This is a genomic window from Rhizobium sp. NZLR8 (genome assembly GCF_019685025.1).
Lineage (GTDB): Bacteria > Pseudomonadota > Alphaproteobacteria > Rhizobiales > Rhizobiaceae > Rhizobium.
Genome location: NZ_JABDVY010000004.1, coordinates 108,426 through 126,942 on the forward strand (window position 1 = coordinate 108,426; position 18,517 = coordinate 126,942).

Annotated in this window: 13 protein-coding genes and 1 pseudogene; 6 read left to right on the top strand and 8 right to left on the bottom strand. The window is 56.4% G+C overall.

The genetic code is table 11. From position 1 onward, the window contains the following. Window positions 1-6: 6 nt before the first annotated feature. The 5 genes and pseudogenes from HJB89_RS11010 to HJB89_RS11030 form a co-directional block, all read right to left on the bottom strand. Complete coding sequence (locus tag HJB89_RS11010; RefSeq protein ID WP_221149822.1) at window positions 7-576, bottom strand: hypothetical protein; 570 nt, start codon at window positions 574-576, stop codon at window positions 7-9. Continuing rightward, window positions 573-1,202, bottom strand: coding sequence for a hypothetical protein (locus HJB89_RS11015; protein WP_221149824.1), 630 nt, complete (start codon window positions 1,200-1,202; stop codon window positions 573-575). Before HJB89_RS11015 ends, HJB89_RS11010 begins: the two co-directional genes overlap by 4 nt. Window positions 1,203-1,243: 41 nt before the next feature. Beyond that, window positions 1,244-2,677 carry a MotA/TolQ/ExbB proton channel family protein gene (locus HJB89_RS11020; protein WP_221149826.1) on the bottom strand — a complete coding sequence of 478 codons (1,434 nt, stop codon included), beginning with the start codon at window positions 2,675-2,677 and terminating at the stop codon, window positions 1,244-1,246. Continuing rightward, the gene (locus HJB89_RS11025) at window positions 2,674-7,641 is read right to left on the bottom strand and encodes a hypothetical protein (RefSeq protein WP_221149827.1); all 4,968 of its coding nucleotides are present in this window, start codon (window positions 7,639-7,641) and stop codon (window positions 2,674-2,676) included. Before HJB89_RS11025 ends, HJB89_RS11020 begins: the two co-directional genes overlap by 4 nt. A gap of 328 nt (window positions 7,642-7,969) precedes the next feature. Beyond that, window positions 7,970-8,725, bottom strand: a pseudogene (locus tag HJB89_RS11030) (3-methyl-2-oxobutanoate hydroxymethyltransferase). 365 nt (window positions 8,726-9,090) lie between these two features. Here HJB89_RS11030 and HJB89_RS11035 point away from each other — a divergent pair. Next, on the top strand, window positions 9,091-9,645 hold the full coding sequence (locus tag HJB89_RS11035; RefSeq protein ID WP_221149828.1) for a hypothetical protein: 555 nt from the start codon (window positions 9,091-9,093) through the stop codon (window positions 9,643-9,645). A gap of 795 nt (window positions 9,646-10,440) precedes the next feature. On the opposite strand, the gene HJB89_RS11040 is transcribed toward HJB89_RS11035, so the two are convergent. Continuing rightward, a complete protein-coding gene (locus HJB89_RS11040) occupies window positions 10,441-10,656 on the bottom strand; it encodes a hypothetical protein (RefSeq protein ID WP_221149830.1) in 216 nt (71 codons plus the stop codon). A gap of 1,353 nt (window positions 10,657-12,009) precedes the next feature. Then, a complete protein-coding gene (locus HJB89_RS11045; RefSeq protein ID WP_221149832.1) occupies window positions 12,010-13,536 on the bottom strand; it encodes an ATP-binding protein in 1,527 nt (508 codons plus the stop codon). A gap of 52 nt (window positions 13,537-13,588) precedes the next feature. Here HJB89_RS11045 and HJB89_RS11050 point away from each other — a divergent pair, with 52 nt between their 5' ends. The 5 genes from HJB89_RS11050 to HJB89_RS11070 all read left to right on the top strand — a co-directional run bounded on the left by HJB89_RS11050 (window position 13,589) and on the right by HJB89_RS11070 (window position 17,360). Continuing rightward, window positions 13,589-14,245 (top strand): response regulator transcription factor, encoded by a 657-nt coding sequence (locus tag HJB89_RS11050; protein ID WP_259672029.1) that lies wholly within the window; start codon window positions 13,589-13,591, stop codon window positions 14,243-14,245. A gap of 78 nt (window positions 14,246-14,323) precedes the next feature. After that, window positions 14,324-14,710 carry a response regulator transcription factor gene (locus HJB89_RS11055; RefSeq protein WP_221149836.1) on the top strand — a complete coding sequence of 129 codons (387 nt, stop codon included), beginning with the start codon at window positions 14,324-14,326 and terminating at the stop codon, window positions 14,708-14,710. 44 nt (window positions 14,711-14,754) lie between these two features. Next, on the top strand, window positions 14,755-16,119 hold the full coding sequence (locus tag HJB89_RS11060; protein ID WP_221149838.1) for a helix-turn-helix domain-containing protein: 1,365 nt from the start codon (window positions 14,755-14,757) through the stop codon (window positions 16,117-16,119). A 99-nt stretch (window positions 16,120-16,218) separates the two neighbouring features. Then, entirely contained in the window at window positions 16,219-16,401 is a 183-nt protein-coding gene (locus HJB89_RS11065) for a DUF3606 domain-containing protein (protein ID WP_221149840.1), read from the top strand. Window positions 16,402-16,634: 233 nt separating this feature from the next. After that, window positions 16,635-17,360 (top strand): dienelactone hydrolase family protein, encoded by a 726-nt coding sequence (locus HJB89_RS11070; RefSeq protein ID WP_221149841.1) that lies wholly within the window; start codon window positions 16,635-16,637, stop codon window positions 17,358-17,360. Window positions 17,361-17,571: 211 nt separating this feature from the next. Here the strand turns inward: HJB89_RS11070 and HJB89_RS11075 are convergent, their stop codons facing one another. After that, window positions 17,572-17,805: a BON domain-containing protein gene (locus HJB89_RS11075; protein WP_259672030.1), complete on the bottom strand. Its 234-nt coding sequence runs from the start codon at window positions 17,803-17,805 to the stop codon at window positions 17,572-17,574. Window positions 17,806-18,517 lie beyond the last annotated feature (712 nt).

Genomic DNA, 18,517 nt, shown 5'->3' on the forward strand with positions numbered 1-18,517 from the left:
CGTATCCTACCCTTGGCACGTCCCACCCGAGATTCCGTCTCTGGCGGTAAAAAACACCACCTTTTGCCAACCGGCGGCAAGGCTGTCCCAACACAGAGCTGCCTTGCCCACCGCACCGCCGCCGGCCATTTTGAGATCGAGCTTTACAGGTCGAGATAACGTCTCGGTCAGTTCGGCATCCGTCGTGGCTATCGCGAATTGCAACGTCCACTTTTGCCCGTCTTGCGGCCGCTCGATAATCAGTTGGGCAGTGCAACCGCCGCCCGGTGAGACCGAGCAGTCTCTCCACAGAATCCTGCCGCCTTCCGTACTGGCCGATAAGTCGATCGTCTGGAAGGTGTTTTGATCAAGCGCATACACGGGAACAGGCTTGCCATCGCCCGCTGCCAGCCGAACCATGAGTTTGACGGGAGCATGCTTGGCGATGGTCACTATAAGTGCCTTGTCGGTTTCTTTTCCGGAAGCACCGCCATTGCCGCCCGCAACGACAAGAGCCATTATGAGCATTGCGACGAAGGCCGACGTGAGACCGTCTATGGCTGCAAGACCCAGGGCGAGAACGAAACCTCCGTTCATAGCGCCACCGCCCATACCGTCACATCCGCGGGAAGCATCTCCGGCTTGTCTAGCACAAAACGGTTAGCCGCCCCAAACGGAGTCGGCGTCGCGATTGGAAATCCGGATAACACCTTGTCCTTGGGGAGAAGTACTGTGCTTCCGGCGACCAGACTGAACTGTGGGCTGTCGGCCCCCGGTCGACAAGACGACGGAAGCGTAAGCGGTTGGAGGATCAGCAGTACGGGCTCCCCGGCCGGATCACAGCGGAGGAACAGTTCGACTGGTTCCTTCCCGGGAAGATAGATCCGAAGGACTACATTCTGGTCAATGTCGGCAAGTGTCACCGACTTGACGCTGTTCGGAATTAGAAAACCTTTGTTTGAGACGTGTTCCGCATTGAAAAATCGTCTTTCGATGTCGCTCTCGACTGGCGCAACGTTAGCGTTGTCGGTGCGATGATCTTTCAGTTTCGCATTACCCGAGACGCTCAGCAGCTCGAGCACCGCAATTCCGTCACCCGATCCATCGGTGTCGGAGATCGTGTCGGCGTTGCTGGTATCCGCACCTACCAGCGTCACGAACAGAAGAAATCCACATATCAACGCGGAAGACAAAAGGTCGATAGCGGATAGGATGAGGAGCATGGACGTTCCGCTCCCGCCGGTAGATCCTACGGACATCGCACCTATCCTTGCTGTTCAGATTTGGCGGACTTGAGGGCACGAAGCAAATGATAGTGAGGTTCAGTAACCAGCTGCACTTCCTTCTTAGCCTGCAAGACGTTGATGATCGCGAATATCGTCATCAGTGTTAGCGCGAGGAGAGTTGTCGAAAAGCAGGAGCTGAGTTCCGCGGTAACGTGAAGAACGGCCGCGTTCTTCTCGTCGCCTTGGGACGATGCGATCAAGTTGGCGGAGGAGAGTGCGGTTATCAATCCCCAGAGCGTTGCGATGAAACCGATAACCGGGAAGACAGTGATAAGAAGGTCGATTGCAACGCGGCCATGCGTGATCTGATGAGTATTTGCGCTGACCCGGGCATCCAAATCGTTGTGGCCCACCTTATTGGTGTGATCATTGACGGCGGCGTTCACGAGATCCAAGACAGGGGTGATCGCCTTGGGAAGATTGCCGACTTGGGGAGAATTCGGATCTGGAGTTGCCTGATGAGCTTCCTCTTCAGGGAAGCTTTTGATGAGACTCTTTTGGATGGAAGAAAGATTGATTGCTTTTTTGACGTCCAGCTCTTTCGACAGCCATTCCTTTTGGCGCTCCAGATTTTGTCGCGCAAGGGAGTGATAAAGCAGCGCGAAGAACACCACGAAAGCCAGCCAATAGACTCCCAGTCGTTCCCACCCCCAAAACATGTTCATTCCGGTTCTCGCCGCCCGCACGGACGGATGATCGACTGCGGCCTGGAAGAGGCGGGTGACCATTGTGCAGATTTCGCGCGTCTGATCGCCCAAGCATCCGTCGACGCCCATGAGCCGGCGGGCGGTTTCAGGCGCGCCGCTCGGCTCCGGCTTATTCGGGAACAGCCAACTCCGCAGAAAATCCACGAATTTTGACGCTTTGAGCTTGGCGCAAGCCTTCTCGTCGCTGGGAAGTGGTTTGGAACTTCTCAGAAACGTTCCCGCGAGACGTCTCGCAACGTCGTCCCTCCAGTAGGCAGAACATTCGTCTTCGCAAGCCTTGCATTGCCCTTCGCCGTAGACGAGGCGGATCGCTAGACTCAGCGCGGGAACCATCTTTGGCTCGAGGCTCGTTCCCATGGTCTCAAGGCAGAGAGCTTGGTTCAGGGCTTTGATGGCGTTTTCGTCCTGGACCCCGAAGATGTGCGCATAATCGTCGGCAGCCTGCGACGTTCCGCTCGGATCGCCGCAGCTTGTGTCTCGATTGAGAAATTCCACCGCCTGAGGGGGCACCGTCAAGAGTGAGGAGTTCACACTCCGGAATGTGTAGAACACGATCGAAGAGTAGACGATCATCGCCAACAAGAACGAGATTACCCATATGGCGGCCCAGACCCTTCCCTCGATTTCGAGCGGCTTTTTGGCCGCCCAGTCTTTGACGCTGAAAGGTTTCTTGGGTTTGGCCTGAACGGAGCTGGCAACATTCATTTGGGGCAATCCTTCGTCGGATCTCCTTGGAGGAGAAGAGGGTTTGTTCGAAATGCAGCCACGCTTCTAAAGGGATGGACGAAGTCGCTGACCAGAGTGCGCATTCCAGTGGCCGCGGTAAGAACGTCCGCGTGCTGCGCGTTGATGAAATCGTTGTCTTTCCATTCGGCGATCTTCGCGGCCATATCCGATGTTTTGCTCTTCCGGATGCAGGCTTTGTCGCCCATCTGAAGCGACGACCAGATCGTTCCTGCCCCGGTATCCAAGAGGGCCGCGTAGGTTGGCAGGTTGGTTTCCGCTTGGAAGTCACTTGACTGCTGGATGTCGGCCGCTGCGGCATCCACGACCGCGCTTAAGGCCGGATGGATCGCGGGGGCTTTTTCCGCAGCCTCCCATGACGAAGGAGACAAGTTGAAGGGCGCGGTCCCGAGAACTTCCAGATTTGGACCTAGCTTCATGATTGTTCGGCTATCCTTGCCGTCCTTCCAAGAGCTCATCACCACAGCCGTCGGCAATCCATCATCCGGTGAACTACCTTGTACAATCAGGTGCGACCGGGACATCAAAGCATCCAGATTATCGATAAGCGGCTGGATGCTGCAGGGAGCGGAGGGACATGCCTTGGCGTATACTTTCTGCGCGATCGAGCCCTTTTCCAGCTCGGTGATTTCCCATGGGCTGGTGTCCGAAAGGAAGTAGCGATCCTGATCTTGGATTAGAGCCAGCTTGCACGCGGCTTCGCGACGTACGCAGTATATCTTCGCGACAGCTGGGCGCTCGTTCAGTTGTCTGTCGGCGAGGAACGAGACCAGCGAGGGTAGATTGAAATAAGACTGACCCGCGGCGGCAAGAACGCCTGTGCCATCTACGAGGAGGGGTTTCTCGGCGTCAATCAATTTGAGGTCGATACGCTCCGCGGGAGGCGCATCTGCTTTTGCGGAGGTGTCGTACGCCCTTACGGCCTGCAATGCGTCGAGGCGACACGGCCACGAGGTACAGGCCACGACATACGCCTTGTCGTCCTTGAACACCGTCGGGACGCTTGGCAGGCCGATGCTGCCGGAAACTAGATCCTCAGCGTCCTTCTGTTGAAAGGCATAACGATATTCTGGGAACGTCGAGCCCCCTATCGTGACCATCACCCTGAAGAGACCGGTTCCCGGGATTTCTTTTATGCTTGGTAGAGCTTTACCCGGCTGCCATTTATAATTGCCACCTTGCTGCTGCGGAGTGGACGACGTGGGCGTTGTACCCTTGTTGGCTGATGGCGTAGTCTTGCCGTCTTGGCCATTCTCTTCGCCCGAAGACTGCCCGGACGATGTTGTCGAGTCATCCCCGGACCCCGCCTTGGAAGCGGGAGCGATTGTGATGTTGCCTTTTGCCAAAGCCGATAGATCGATTGAGGGTTTCAGCAGGTTTTCGATCAACCGCCTGAGGAAATCCTCGTTTAGACCATCTACCGAAGGTAGGATGAGGCTCACTCTGAAGCCGAGAACTTTCGTGCGGAAGGCCGCCTGTGCCGCGTTCACCGATACATCGAAGTTGGCGACGTTTCGCAGGTCGATTTTTCCCGTGATACGGGGAATGAGTTGATCGAGGCGGGCGACGAGCAATCCCTCCGCGTTCAAGATATCACCGAAGCTTGCCTTGCCGCCGAGACACACCTCTCCCGCGGGCCCGCGCCCGCCGCATTTTTCTATAAGAGAGGTGACCAACGCCGTCTTTGCCGCGCTGGCGTTGCACGGCTTACCGAGGAAAACGCCCGCGTCCACGTTTACGAGTTTCGTTCCCAGTACCTTGGCACTGGCTGTGCCGACAACCGCGCAAGCGGGACCGTCTACGGTCAGATGCCCCGATGGTAGTGGGAGAATGTCCGAAGCCGCCCCGCCGCTAACGTCGATGTCGAGTATCCCCTGCTTGAATTTCCAAATGCCGACAGTTTGGCCTAGCGGCATTTTCAGCAGGCTTAGAGTGCCCTTTAACGTCAACTCTTCCGAACCGATCGTCAGGTCGGCATCGACCGCCGCGATGTCATAGGTGGCCTCGCCTGTTGGAAGCGCGATCGAAGCGCCCACCGTGATATTCTCGAGAGGTTTGTTCAGATCGAGACTGGCGCGAATTCGGCCGATGTCTACGTAGCTGACCGTGTACCACCCTGGTAAGACAAACGAGACGGGACCGTTGAAGCGCAAGGGCCCGCCAGCCCGGGCAGTGATCGTCGTGGACGCCGTCAACGGCACTCCCTCGATGGGGAGAGAGACTTCGACTTTCCCGGTGAGAATCGGGATACCGTCCGGCCCGATGGCAACATCGAAGGTGCCGGGCTTCCCTATGGGTCCCAGCAGCTGTTTCAGGATTTCAAGGCCGACATTGGGTACGGAAGGCTTGAACTTGAGGTTCGGCATCAGCTGAATTTCGATGTCCGCTGGGATGCCGCCGTAGGATATCTTCCCGGTGACGGCCAATCTAGAGGCATCTTCGCCAGCCAACGCGAGATTCGAGACTTCGACGCCTGCCGCCTTCAATGTCACTCCTTGGAGATAGACTGCCGCCTTGTCGTTGATCGCAGCTCTCAACGCCGGATAGATATTCAGGTCGACCCCGACCGACCCGCCCGTGGCGTTGACCTTGGCACTCACATCTTTCACCAAGCCGAGCATAGGCACGTCGATGTTCGCCGTGATGCCAATGCCGCTTTTCGTGACACTGAGCGCGGAAACCTGTGACTTGGCACCGAAGACGGACTGGAGTTTCGCACTCAGCCTATTCTTGAGGTTTTCATCCTCAACGACTGTGAACATATCCTGACTGGGGTTTGTGACGTCGCGCACGCAGATTGACCCGATTTCCGCGATCGAGGCCGTGCAGTAAACGCCGCTGTCCTTCGTTTGGTAGAACCCTAACTGCTTCAACAAAGAATCCGCTTGAGAGGCAAAGTCCCCGGCATGGCATTTCACTTCCTCGGCAGCGAACTTCTTGACGAGATCATTTATGTTTTGGGAGCTTGACGCCAGAATGTCGACATCGACCTCGTGGGTGCATCCGGTCTTTTCCAACGTGATCAGCGCGTGCGGTCGATCTCCTACGAAGTAGATTTTGACGTTGCCGGGAGCCACGTCGAACTTGCGTACCAAGGCTGTAAGAAGAAGGTCTTGTTTAAGATTCAGCTTCAGCCTGAAGTCGGTCCCACACGAATACAGCTGGCCGAACACGGGAGCGCCGGCAATTTTCGTATCGGCGCGTACCAGTATGCTCAGCTCAGGAGTGTTGCGCTGCAAGCATGCGGGATCGCTGGTAACGACTGTGGCATCGTCGACTGAAAGAGTAAGGTCGTCCCCGTACCTTAACGTCTTGCCTTTGAGGCTCGCGCCGACCCGATCCGCGACGACCTTGACCAATTCGTCTTTAAGCGCCTTGTCATCAAGTAGGATTCCCTTCGGCGTTACAGTGATCTTGAAGACTGTCTTTTCCGCCAAGGCCGTTCCCGCGGCCAGCCTGAAGCTTATGGTAGGGCCGTCGTCTAGGCGTATCTCACTTACTTGAGCAGCGAGGGGGCTTGGAAGGAGACGGTCGACGAGCGCCTGCAAATCAGCCGACGCCTGGTCATAGCTCACCTTGGGCACGAGGCTGCTGATGCGTAGGACTTGACCGGCATCCAAGCGCGCACGGATCTTGTTCGCCCCAAGGCCAAGCGCTGCCACCGCGCTTTTTTGGGCGTCCGGAGTAGGAACGCTCACCAAGAGCGACAGGCTTCCTATGTACTGGCAATCGTCTTGATCCGAGTTCGGCGCACACGGCACAAATGAATACCTTAGGCCGACTAGTCTACCCGGCGGCAGATTGGCGTCCACCTTTTGGTAGCACATGTCGAATTGGCCCTTCTGGAGATCGAAAGAGGTCTTTCCGTCTGTGCAAGCCATAGCTTCGACGCCGGTCGACGGATCGGCGGGCAATCCGGGTGTTGCTCTGAGGATCCAAGCTACTTTGTCGACCGTTGTCCCGAAATCGCGAATGAGTTCCGCAGCCTGCCGCGGCGTCAAATCCGAACCGATGTCAACGAATCCACGCGCTTTCCAGTCGTCTTTGAATATCGCCAGAATTGGTTCCGAGCTGGCTTGGGTGTAGAGCGCACTGCCTGCCTCAAGTATCTTTTTTGCCGCGACCAGCCTTCGATCCTCAACTATCTTCGTCAACTGGGCACGAAGGTTGACGGCTGCGGAATCCGCTTTACTCAAGGCTTCCCGCACTCCAGGAGCCAAAACAAAAAGAGTGACATTCTCTTTGGTCTTTTGATCGGCAGCTCTTTTCTCAACCGTGGACCACAGGGTCTCGAAACTATTGATCGCCGAGCGGAGCCCAGGTGCGTTTGCGAGTTGGGAGTTTCCGATGGATTGGGCGATGTAGTGAAGTCGCGCGCCGTCCTGATAGGCCTTGATCGTTATGTTTACGAGGTTCCACAGGATTTGCACACAGGCATCCTCTTTGAAGCCTTTGCACACGCCTCCCTCAGTTCCGGCCATGACTGCGGCTTGAAAGTCTCGAAGCATGTCAACGGCCAATATTGCTTCTAACGCCTCAGGCGCTACGGAAACGCAGTCTGTCCCGGCACCACAGGTGACGTCCCGGGAGAATATCTTCCGCACCTTGGAAACGGTGTCTTGGGAAAGACCAACGAAAGGCTTGCACAGGGCAGGCCGCTCGGCATCTTTGGCTATGCACGAGGGGCGGAAACAAAGGATTTTGGCGTCGTGCGCACCGATTGCCTCAGCCTCGTTCGCGGCAGCTTCACACTTTGTCTGTACGTCCGCGGGAAGCGCTTTGAGCAAAGCCGTATCGACGGCTAGCTCTAGTCCCTCGCCACCTTCGAATCGCGCCGCGACGAGAGCGCTCAGCGCTCCGATCGCCCTCACCGGAAGAATTTCTTCTTCCGGCTCAGAGGCAAGCATTTGGCAAATGGCGGACACCTCTCCGAGATTTCCGCAATCCCGAGGCGCTGCCCTGGCGTCAGAAGGTTGGGCGAAAGAGAACAATAGTATAAAGGCAGGAAAACAAAAGCGCAGCATACAATCCTCCGTCGAAGTAGACGATAATACTATGCGGCAATCTCGCCAATACGTTGCATGCGGAGTGGTGCGGCGTCAATAACTGGATATACGTAGATTCCACGATAGTTTGTTATGGACTTCGAAGAGGTCATGAATTTATTTTAAGCATCAGTGAAATCAGATGCTGCATTCTACAAGCATACTGGTGCGCGGTGATCCCCTCCTTGGCACCATCTGGCCGACGACCTCACTTTCTTCGGGGTGTGAAAACGGGCTGCTCGGTTGGGAAAAGCCCGCCTCGCACCTCGGCGGAATACTGTTCGACCGCCGCGGCAATGATTGGGCCGAGGTGCGCGTAGCGTTTAACAAACTTAGCGTGAGTTGGTTGAAAAGCCCGAGTATGTCATCCGAGACTAGAATTTGGCCGTCGCATGCGACGGATGCGCCGATACCGATTTTTTTAGCGCAGAGATAGCCTGGGTTATTTCTCGTGCGACGTTTCGACCGTGCCCTCTACCACAACAGCGAATGCTCCAGGTTGCGCGACTGCAAACGCACCTCGGCGCACTTTTTCAGCTTCACTCTCCGTATGGCCGACGGATCGGAAGCCGCCGGCGACATTAACGAGTTGGGGCATCAGCCCAACGTGGCCGAGAACCGGGACACCTCTCGAAACAAGGAAGGATATCGTGTCTGCCATCTCTGCGCCGCCTCCAAGTTTCGCGGCGTCGCACCCGGTCTCTTTCATTACCCGCATGGAATTTCGAAAGGCCTGTTCCTTCGATTCTTGATAGGTTCCGAAAGGCAGGTCGACGACGACGCAGGCATGCTGGACAGCACGTCAGGCCGCCTTGCCGTGAGCGATCATCATCTCCAGAGTAACGCCAACCGTGGTCTCTAAGCTATACACGACCATACCAAGCGAATCGCGGACCAGGAGAAGATCGCAATGGGGGTCAAGCAACCTGGCGATCGGCGCGGTGTAGGCAGTTAGGCATACGATCTTCGATCGCGACTTCATTTGACCAATAGATACTGTAGTCTGACGTCAATTCGTGAAGTGTGTACTCATAGGCGGAACCTCATTCTGGGCGGAAGCGAAGCGGCGTGAGCACCGGGACTCTGCCTCGCCGATTACCATGGACGCTTAAACAGCGGCTAGGTCAGCGAGCGACGTATGCGCACTTGACGCGCTGGTATGGGATCGCCGACATCGTCCAAGCAAGGGTTGGACAGCGCCCTCCATTTTCGCGGCGACCCAAGAGCTCGACCGCTCGGTGGCTACAACCTTTGAGCTAGTTGCTCCTCGGTGGCCAGCGGTGATAGCCTTGATTGCACGGTATGTGAAAGTCGGCTGTGGAGGTGAAAATGCGCAGCAAATCGACAATTCTGATTTCCGCTCCAGTTCAAAGGCTCGTTTTGGCCGCTGGACTAGCTGCGATGCTCTTAGCAAGCAGCAGCTTTGCACAGGACGCTTCTGCGTATAAGAAGGAGCTTCGGTCAGCGCTTGAATCATACACCGCTTGCACAACCTCGTGCAGCGCCACGCTCGCTGCGGACATAATCGACAAAGGCGTTGATATGGGGCTGAAGACCGTCGGAGCGCTGAAAACGTCGAGCTCCAAAGACAGCGTCAAGTACGTCACTTTTTACGTGCTGATGCGGTCGATATACGACAGCGGCGCAAAGCTCATCAACGACAACGCTGCCTGTTACAACACCTGCGATAGCCTCAATAAGGAAATAGTCGAACTCGGCCGTGCCGGATTGCTGGGCCCAATGCTCAAGGACGGGAACATCGATGAGGCTACTTTTACGAACCAACGCATCCTCGATGCATATCAGAAATTCGTCAAACCGATTCAGCTTCCTGCAAAAGAGAAGGGGCCGGATTGGGACAACTTTATCAAGTCACTTTCCTGAAACCGACGCCTCATTTGATAGACGCTATCGGCGCTGGTCCGATAGCGCTCGCGGCTTTGTCCTGCTGCGCGCGAACCGACGGCATGTGATAAGCTACTTACCGCCCTTTGCCACCTTGCCAATGAAGTGCCTTCAGTATTCCGTTTCTTGCAACTGCTGGTCCGACCGACCAGCACTTGCATACGGACGCTGCAGGTGCGCCCGTCCAGCGAGAGACGGAAGTGACGATTGCCTGCGTAGGTCTTGTCCCCACGCGAGCAAAGGGGGCGTAACCGCATGTTGCGCCACTCGTCAGAAGTGATCAGCCCCTTTCGACCCCGCTCTAGCCCTGCACGTGTGCCGAAGATCATGCCGCCTTTGGAACGTGCCTTTCTCAGGTCCATCCCTTCCAGCGTTGCGCAGTGAAGAATCCAGGCATCGGCCGCACCACCGGCGGAGCGCTGCTTGACGAGATTGCGCAGGTCTTTGTGCTTCAGCGTGACGCCATTCGAAACTGCGTTTGCAGAGGCCGTACGCAATGCGGCCGAGAACACGCGACGGAATTCACGGAGGAAGGCAGCGCTTTGTCCGCAGCAACGATATGGAATGGAAATGTCTGCAAGGAAACATGATCGAGCCAATATCCCCGTGAGACTGCGAGAACAGTGTCGCCGTCAAACGCCGGTGAAAATCGATCACAACCAGAAAGCACATCCACCCAATCAAGAGCGGATGATCGAACTCGGCCTATTCCACACGGAAATCCGAACAGCCACGTTTTCTCCTATGCTGGCGGTCCGTTCGGCGTAGGAGTGCCTATTCCCTAAGGACACTCCGCAGCTCGACAAGCAAAAAGAACGCGGTGATCGCAATGCCGAGGATAGCGGCAAGGGAGTGATTGAGGAGCGCGTCGAGCTTGCTCAATTTAATCGAGATTACGCCGAGCTTCGATTTCTCGACGCCCGGGACTTCTTTAATGCGAGTGACGGTGACGGTCGCTTCCGAGGCCCGGGCAGATGCAACGACTTGCAACGCGGGGCCTGCGTCTGTTCACGCTATACACTTCAAGGGGTCCAGCTTTTCGCGATTGGTCTCAAAGGTGAAAGCATGGAAAGGCCATAAATGGCAACTTCGGCCGCGCTAATATTCCTCAGCGTTTTCGCGAGCATTGGTTCGCCTCGATAGCTTGCGGCTCTATGGAGTACACGTCTCGGGTCGTCCTCCGCCGGCACGAAGGCGGATACACAGTTGCTGGCCTCGCAGAGCTGATCTGATGTCGGGGCAGAGTTTATGGAATTTGTCGCCAGGTTGTTTCCGACGAAGGTAAAGAGCATACCGTCGCCTCGGTCATCGGCGATCTTCCGGATGTAAACGCCATAACCATCTGCCGTTGCCGAACTCCATGTGAGGAGAGTACCCAAAATGGATGTAGGCGACCTCCATGGGAAGCTGAGACACATATCGGCTATCCGCTTTGAAGTTGTGGCCGAGCTCCAGCTCGTTCAGTCGATCTCCGAGATCATACACATGGCCGCTATCACGGACGTCATGGGCATCGACTATAAGGGAGCGCAGTCGGCGCAGGCGCTCCAGACGTTCGGACTGCGGTATGCATCGGCGGCGGCTCGAACGGCACACCATGTTTGTTCTTTGCTGCTGGCGATGTCTTGGGTGGGAGACGCGAGACCGCGCCGCGCAGACAGTTGGCAGATGAGATCGGGGTGGGGGATGGGCGGCATTTCGAGCTCCTTTGCTGTGTCCATGGCAGCTCGGAGCTCTGCAAGTGACAAACCATTGAACGGCTCATAGCGCCGGCCAAGGTGCCGTGAAGGCAGATGGCCGGGAGAAAAGCCTACGGAAATGGTGTTCATTATAAACTGCGAATTGAGCCGCAGAGCGGGACGGCTCATCTCTAACAGCCGCCTGAATCGGCAGGTGTTGACTTCCGATTTTGCCGTGTTCCGGCTGATCTAACAATGGCACACCGGAAATATGGCGGCGTCAATCCCTTCGTAGTGAAGGCATAGCGCCGCTTGCCGCTCTGCCATCAACGGCAGCAAACGGGCCGATGTTCAAGTAAACGAAGCGATCAATCGGCCAAATCTCGCGCAGGCCTGACGGCCTTCCGGAAGCCTGCCTGCCGGCCTTTGGGCCTCCGGAACGGCCGACGCGAACGCGCGGTGGCCACTCATTTCGCCCCGCGAGATTGGGTGATTTAGGTCATACCGGCATGTTTTAGGTCAAACCCAGCGGCGTCCAACAGCACGGAATCGGAGTGTGGCGGATAACTGCGTTTGGGTAACCAGCCAGTCGAGACTCCAATGACTGCCGGCTTATATTGCCATCGCAAAAGCATAAGCGCGATCTCATCTGGATGCGTCGACGCTATCGTTCGAGCCGCGGAATGGTAAACTCGAAGATCGATCCGCTACTCCCGTCGATGCGAGCGGTGATGGAGCCGCCATGGGCCTCTACGATAGTCTTGGCGACCGAAAGCCCGATTCCCATGCCGTCGCCCTTGGTCGTATAGAACGGATCGAAGAGGCAATCGGCGGATGAAGTATTGAATCCAGGTCCGTTGTCGCTAACCTGCAATCTAACACTTTCGCCGCTGATGGAGGTACTCAAACGAATAAGCCGACGGCCCGGCTGCCCGCGCATCGCCTGGGCCGCATTGACGATGAGATTTATAAGGACCTGTTGGATTTGGATAGGATCGACGGTTAGCCAGACGGCGGAAGGAAGCGCCTCCACCTTCAGCTCGCAGCCCATGCTTGTCGTCTCTCGATGAACAAGCTTTTCCACGTCGGCCAAAAGGTCACCCAGGTCGCACTCCGTTCGGATGGGTTCGCCTTTCTTTGCCAACGACCGGGTCCGTTGGATGATCTCCGCGGCTCGCTCTGCCTCGCTGATCACTCGCCGCAAGGCAGCCTGCGCTTCTTCGAGATCGGGAACATCTCGGTTTAGCCATCTCAGGGCGGCGTTACCGTTCGTCATCACCGCGCCGAGAGGCTGGTTGACCTCGTGGGCGATAGAGGCCGTTAGCTGTCCAAGCGTGGAAACGCGTGAAGAGTGCGCCAACTCAGCCTCAAGTTGGGAGAGACGGCGGTCCTGGGCATTCCTATAAGAAATGTCGACCGTGCCCAGTGTGAGGGTATTACAGAAGCCATCTTTTTTCGGGAAGCTGGCCGATATCAGCACTTCGATCGGCTGCCCCTGGAGCGTGTTGAGAACTGTCTCGTTCTCGAAGTTGGTCTCGCCACGGAGGTAGGCGATGAGGTTGGCGGCTACGACCGATTCCGCGCCCGAAGGAACAAACCGTCCGAGCATCAGCCCTTGCATATCCCCTTCGGCTACTCCGAACAGCTGCCGTGCCTTTTTATTCATGTTGAGGACGGGCACATTGTCTACCGCCTGCCGCATAAACCTCGGATTGTCGTAGAGGTGTTGAATGGGATCATGCCACCCGCTCGCAGCGATCGTCTCCAGAGACTTCTTCACGCCACGGAAGTCAAGTTCCCAATATCCGACCGCGGATGCTCCAAACATGCTCTCGAACATGTACTGCTGGTCGTCCATGTCGAACACGAACGCATAAAACCCCGTCATCTTGCCGTTTTGGACGTGTGGCACATAGCGCACCGACGCTGAGTGAGCTGTGCCGTCGAAGTGTTGAATATCGGCGAGGAAGGTAACTTGTTCTCCAACAGCCAACCGGGTCAGGTGCTCAGCGCTTTTGGCAGCGACGTCGGGACCAAAGAGTTCCGCCGCTGTTTTCCCGATCTGACAGGAGGGGTCGCAGCCGTACCATGCTCTATGGAATCCATTGGCATAGCGGCAGACAAAGTCATTGTCGAAGAAGGAGATGAGTGCTGGAACTCGATCTGAAATAGCGGGATCGTGATGGTTCATGATAAGTAACATTTATTGACTGAAATGCAGGCTATATCTAAGAATGTTCGGCATGCAACCCAATACCCCCGAACCAACTGAGACTGTCTTTGTCGTCGACGATGATGTCGCAATGAGGGAGGGCATCGATAGTCTCGTGCGATCTGTTGGCTATCGTACAAAACATTTCGCTAGCGCCACAGCATTCCTCGGCTCCGGGCAGTACACCGAGCCAGGTTGCCTTTTGCTCGATGTCCGCTTGCCAGGTATGAACGGTCTCGAGTTTCAGGACGTCCTCGCCGAACGGCACGTTAGAATGCCAATCGTTTTCATGACCGGGCACGGAGACATCCCGATGTCAGTGCGAACCATGAAAGCAGGTGCCGTCGATTTCCTGACAAAGCCCTTCCGCGAACAGGATATGCTCGACGCGGTGGAAGCGGCGCTGAAGAAAGATCGAAAGATACGTGCCGAGTGTGACCAGGTAGCCGACGCACGCCATCGGTACGAAACCCTAACGCTGCGCGAACAGGAGGTTCTACTGCTCGTCGTCGACGGCAAGATGAACAAGCAGATTGCCTTCGAGCTGGGTGTAAGCGAGATTACCGTGAAAATACATCGCAGCAACGCAATCAGGAAGATGGGAGCTACCTCCATCCCACAACTTGTCAGATTGGTCGAGTCGGTGGCGGAGACCTCGTCAACCGGCGGTAATCATCCTCACGTATAATTCACTATTTCGTGTTTCGACCGTATTGGTCGACGAGTGTCGCCTGTGAGGGCATATCCGCCTTGGGAGGGCTGTGAAGTGGCATCGCCGCTCGTCAGTATCATAGACGACGACGCCGGAATGCGGACGTCTCTGGACGGTCTCATACGCAGTCTTGGCTACCGTGCCGTGTGTTTTGCCTGCGCGGAAGACTTCCTCGAAGCTGACGCTATCCAAGAAAGCGCATGTATCATCGCTGACGTTCAGATGCGGGAGATCACCGGCGTAGAATTGTGTTGGATGGTGCAAGAGCGCTACCGCAGCCAGTTGGGAGTTCCGGTGATCTTGATTTCCGCCTTTTGCGACGAACGGATGCAGTCGAGCGCCAGGGCCGCGGGAGCGGTGGCGCTTCTGCAGAAGCCCTTTGATGGCGACGAGCTTGTCGGTTTCATCGAGGCGGCCATTTGTCGATCGCGAAGCGGATAGCGAGGGTCGTGTGGATACCGAGGCACCGTCAGGCGGAGGATTGAATGGTTGAAGTGTCACGCGAACGTCTGGCGGACCTGCTTGTAGACCCGCAGGAAGACTTGGAATTCGAGATCAAGAACTGGTTGAATCTCGCCGATTCCAACGATGACAAAGCAATCCTGGCGAAATCAGTGATTGCCTTGGCTAACCATGGTGGTGGGTTTGTCGCCCTCGGGCTGACCGGAACAGACCAAGGCTATGTTGAATCCGACAACCGACCTCAGACGCTCGATGGATACCACCAGGACCTTATCAATGGCATAGTCCAGAATTACTGCGACCCGCCGTTTCACTGCAACGTTCACCTTGTGAGAAATCCCGCAGGTGCGCTATTTCCAATCGTAGTGGTCCCGGGCGGGCATCGAGTCCCGGTTCGCGCAAAACGTGGGGGTCCAAACGGCAACACCGTAACTAATAATGCGATCTATATTCGAAAAGCAGGCCCCAGAAGCGAAATGCCTCAGAGCGCTCAAGACTGGGATGAACTCCTTGCTCGCTGCCTGCGCAACAGGCGCGACGAAATGTTTAGTCAGATCAGAGATTTGATAACTGGTGCGGTTCCGCAGGCCGCGTCTGTTGCGACCGACGAGTTAGACCAGTGGATCACGAAAAGCCGAGAACGATGGACGGCTCTCACTCGTCACCTTGGGGAGGACGATGGTCCGCGCATGCGCCATGGTCGTTTCCTGGTTGCGTATCAAATTACAGGGGACCGTAAGGCTATCAGCGGAGCGCAACTTCGCCACCTATTGAGCTCGAGCGTAGTGCGGCATACAGGTTGGCCGCCATTTTGGTATCCCTCCAGAGCTGAGATCGCTCCGTATCCATACGAGGGCACCGTCGAATGCTGGCTAGGCGCTGACACGCAAACTCCCGACGAACTGCGGGACCCGGCTTATTCCGATTTTTGGCGCATCGATCCAAACGGCCTAGCGTTCTTGATCCGCGGCTATCAGGAAGACGGCGAGGATGCGCAACGGCCGCATAGACAGGCTATCGCTCCAGGTACGGTTTTCGACTTGGTGTTGCCTATCTGGAGGATAGGCGAGGCGCTACTTCACGCAAAACGCTTGTCGGACAATCTGTTTGACGGCCCAACCACTGTGAGGTTCGTTGCACAGTTCGAGGGGTTGGCCGGCCGGGCGTTGTCGAGCATAGATGGAACCCGCTATCTTTCGGAGAACAGAGTGGCTCGCCAGGATAGCATACGCTTGGAAACGAATATCGAGACGTCCGCCATCGATGCGACGTTGCCGGAAGTGGTTCACCCCTTACTTACACCCTTGTACGGCCTTTTCGATTTTTTCGAGTTGCCAATGTCGCTGGTCGCGAAGGAGTTGGGTCGGTTGCGAGGCAGCACCGGTTAGACGTCTTCAAGACGCAGCACGAAAGCCCCGCGCTTTTTCCGAGGAACCACTGAAATCGTGGCGAGCTTCTCCTCCGACTCACTAACCAGGAGAAACCCTATGGCAAAGACACAGACATCCCGAGGTCGGGCACAGGATCGCGCTCGCGTCGCTGGCGGTCAGGATCACGAGGTGAACTACGAAGCAAAAAAGGAAGGCGTCTCCAAGCAGACCGTCGAGAAGGCCGTCAAGAGCGCCGGTAACTCCCGAAAGAAGGTCGAGGCCGAAATCGGTCGTCACTAAAATAACGGCAGCTGGATTGCGAGTTCCAGCCAGCCACGCCGATAAGGTGGCGTTGATCGTCGGCTCGAACTACAGTGCCTTGGCAACGCCGCCTTCGATAGCGTGATGCGCTAGTGGTGAAAATCTGACTCTTGGTACCCAAGGCGTAGGATTGGCCGCGACCCCATTACGAATTGATCTGCTACGAGCCGGCACCATCTAACACTTGCCTGTTGTTGTGAAGGAAGCAGCCTATGAGCAGCATGACCGAGTTTGATTTCGACTACGAGGCCAGCGGCAAGCATTATAAGGGTCTGCTTCTGAAATCTGCAACTCTGGAACCGAAGGCCGCTATCGCACTGCTGCCGGACTGGCGCGGGCAGAGTCCTCTGGCTCGCGATCACGCGGCGCATCTCGTTACATTGGGCTGCGCAGCGGTGATCGCGGACTTGTATGGAGACGGCTTCAGCCCCGACAGTCCGGATCAGGTTGCACCGATGGTGAAAAACCTGATTGATCACCGGGATCAAGGAGTAGCTGCACTTGCCGCATGTGTGGAGCGGTTGCGGCAAGAGGTTCCTGCTGGCACACCCATACTGTGCTTGGGCTACAGTGCCGGCGGAATGGTGGCGTTGGACTATGGGCGCTGTGGCGCGGATGTCGCCGGAATCGTCCTGTGCTCGGCCCTGCTGAAGACCGCCGCGGAGGGGATGGACACTCGTGTCAGCCCACCAGTTTTGATCCTACAGGGCACTCAGGATCAAGTATCGTCGATGGAAACGATCGCCGAGATCATCGCAGAAATGGATCGTGCCGGCAATGATGTGCGCTTCGAACTCTATACCCAGACGCACCATGCATTCGATAATCCGGAGGCCGGCACCGATCCCAATCCGCGACTCGTGTATTCACCGACTTCAGCGAGGCGAGCGAAGACCGCGATCGCATCCTTCCTGACCGAAGTGATTGAGAGGAGCTAAAGGGGCCGCTGGTCCGCGATCCAGCCACAGCCGCAGTTTGTCGTTACCAAGTCGAAGCGGCCCTATCCGCTGATCTTGAACCCGAAAGGACGGATCGGTGCGGAGTGGCGAGGATAGACGGAGTGGGGGAACGTCCCGCGAGTCCGTTGATTCCGACAACCTGAAATCCGACGAAATCTGAAACGGATAGGAAAGATTCCTCCTGAACGAGCTAGCTATTCGCGGTCCTGCATCCTGTCGTGCACATTCTCCGGGCCGCGATCAAAGCGGCGATCGCCGTCGCTTTCTCCCGATCACCATAGCCGACGGCAAAGCCCTGGAGCAGGACGCTTCTGCCCACCATGCTCACCGAGATGGACGAGCTTTCCAGTTCTGGTTCCGCGGACACCGCGGCCTGCACGCTCGCAAGCTGGTCGTGGGCGAGGTTTTCCGGTTCAAAGGGCATGGCAGTCCTCCTTCGTGATGCGGAGGAAACAGCGGAAAGACGAGTTTGTTCGCTATAGGGACTTAGGTCCTAGAATGCTAGGGGCGGCCGCGCAGCCCCAATTTTTCGACGAAAGGGCCTTTTTCAACTGAGCGGTCCTTGTGTTGGCAGCGCGCCCTCGGGGGTATCCGGCCGCCCGCACCAAATTGCCCGCGCATGGATGACCTCGCCGAGGAAGAGCCTAGTCTTCGAACACCCGACCGACGACGGACTTGGACGGAGGATCCCGGTCACGCCGTCGAAGATGAGCCTTGTCTCGTCCGGATCGGTGGGGTTGGAATTATTCTCAGTCTTCGCAAGCAAATTCTCAAGGCCGCGTTCTGGCGACCGCCCAGACAACCCGAATGGCGTCTGGTCTTTAATTCAGTTTAGGTCGCCCCGACGTTTAAAGCGCGATGCCCAGACGCGCGCATAACAGCAGCATGACACTAAAAGTTGTTGCCAAACGTTAGCCATTTGATAATATAATTCCCGAGGGTTCTTTGCGAAGCAAGCATAAATATTCTGATATGCGAATTAATATTCGCGGATCGAAATTATAACGGGCGCTTTCAGCGTGGCCGAACGTTGTTGCTTGTCCGCTGTTAATGGAGGGTGCGATGGAGCTTCGACGATTTATAATTTTCTGCGTTTTACTTCTCGCATATTCCGGGGCAAGGGGAGCTGACTTCAG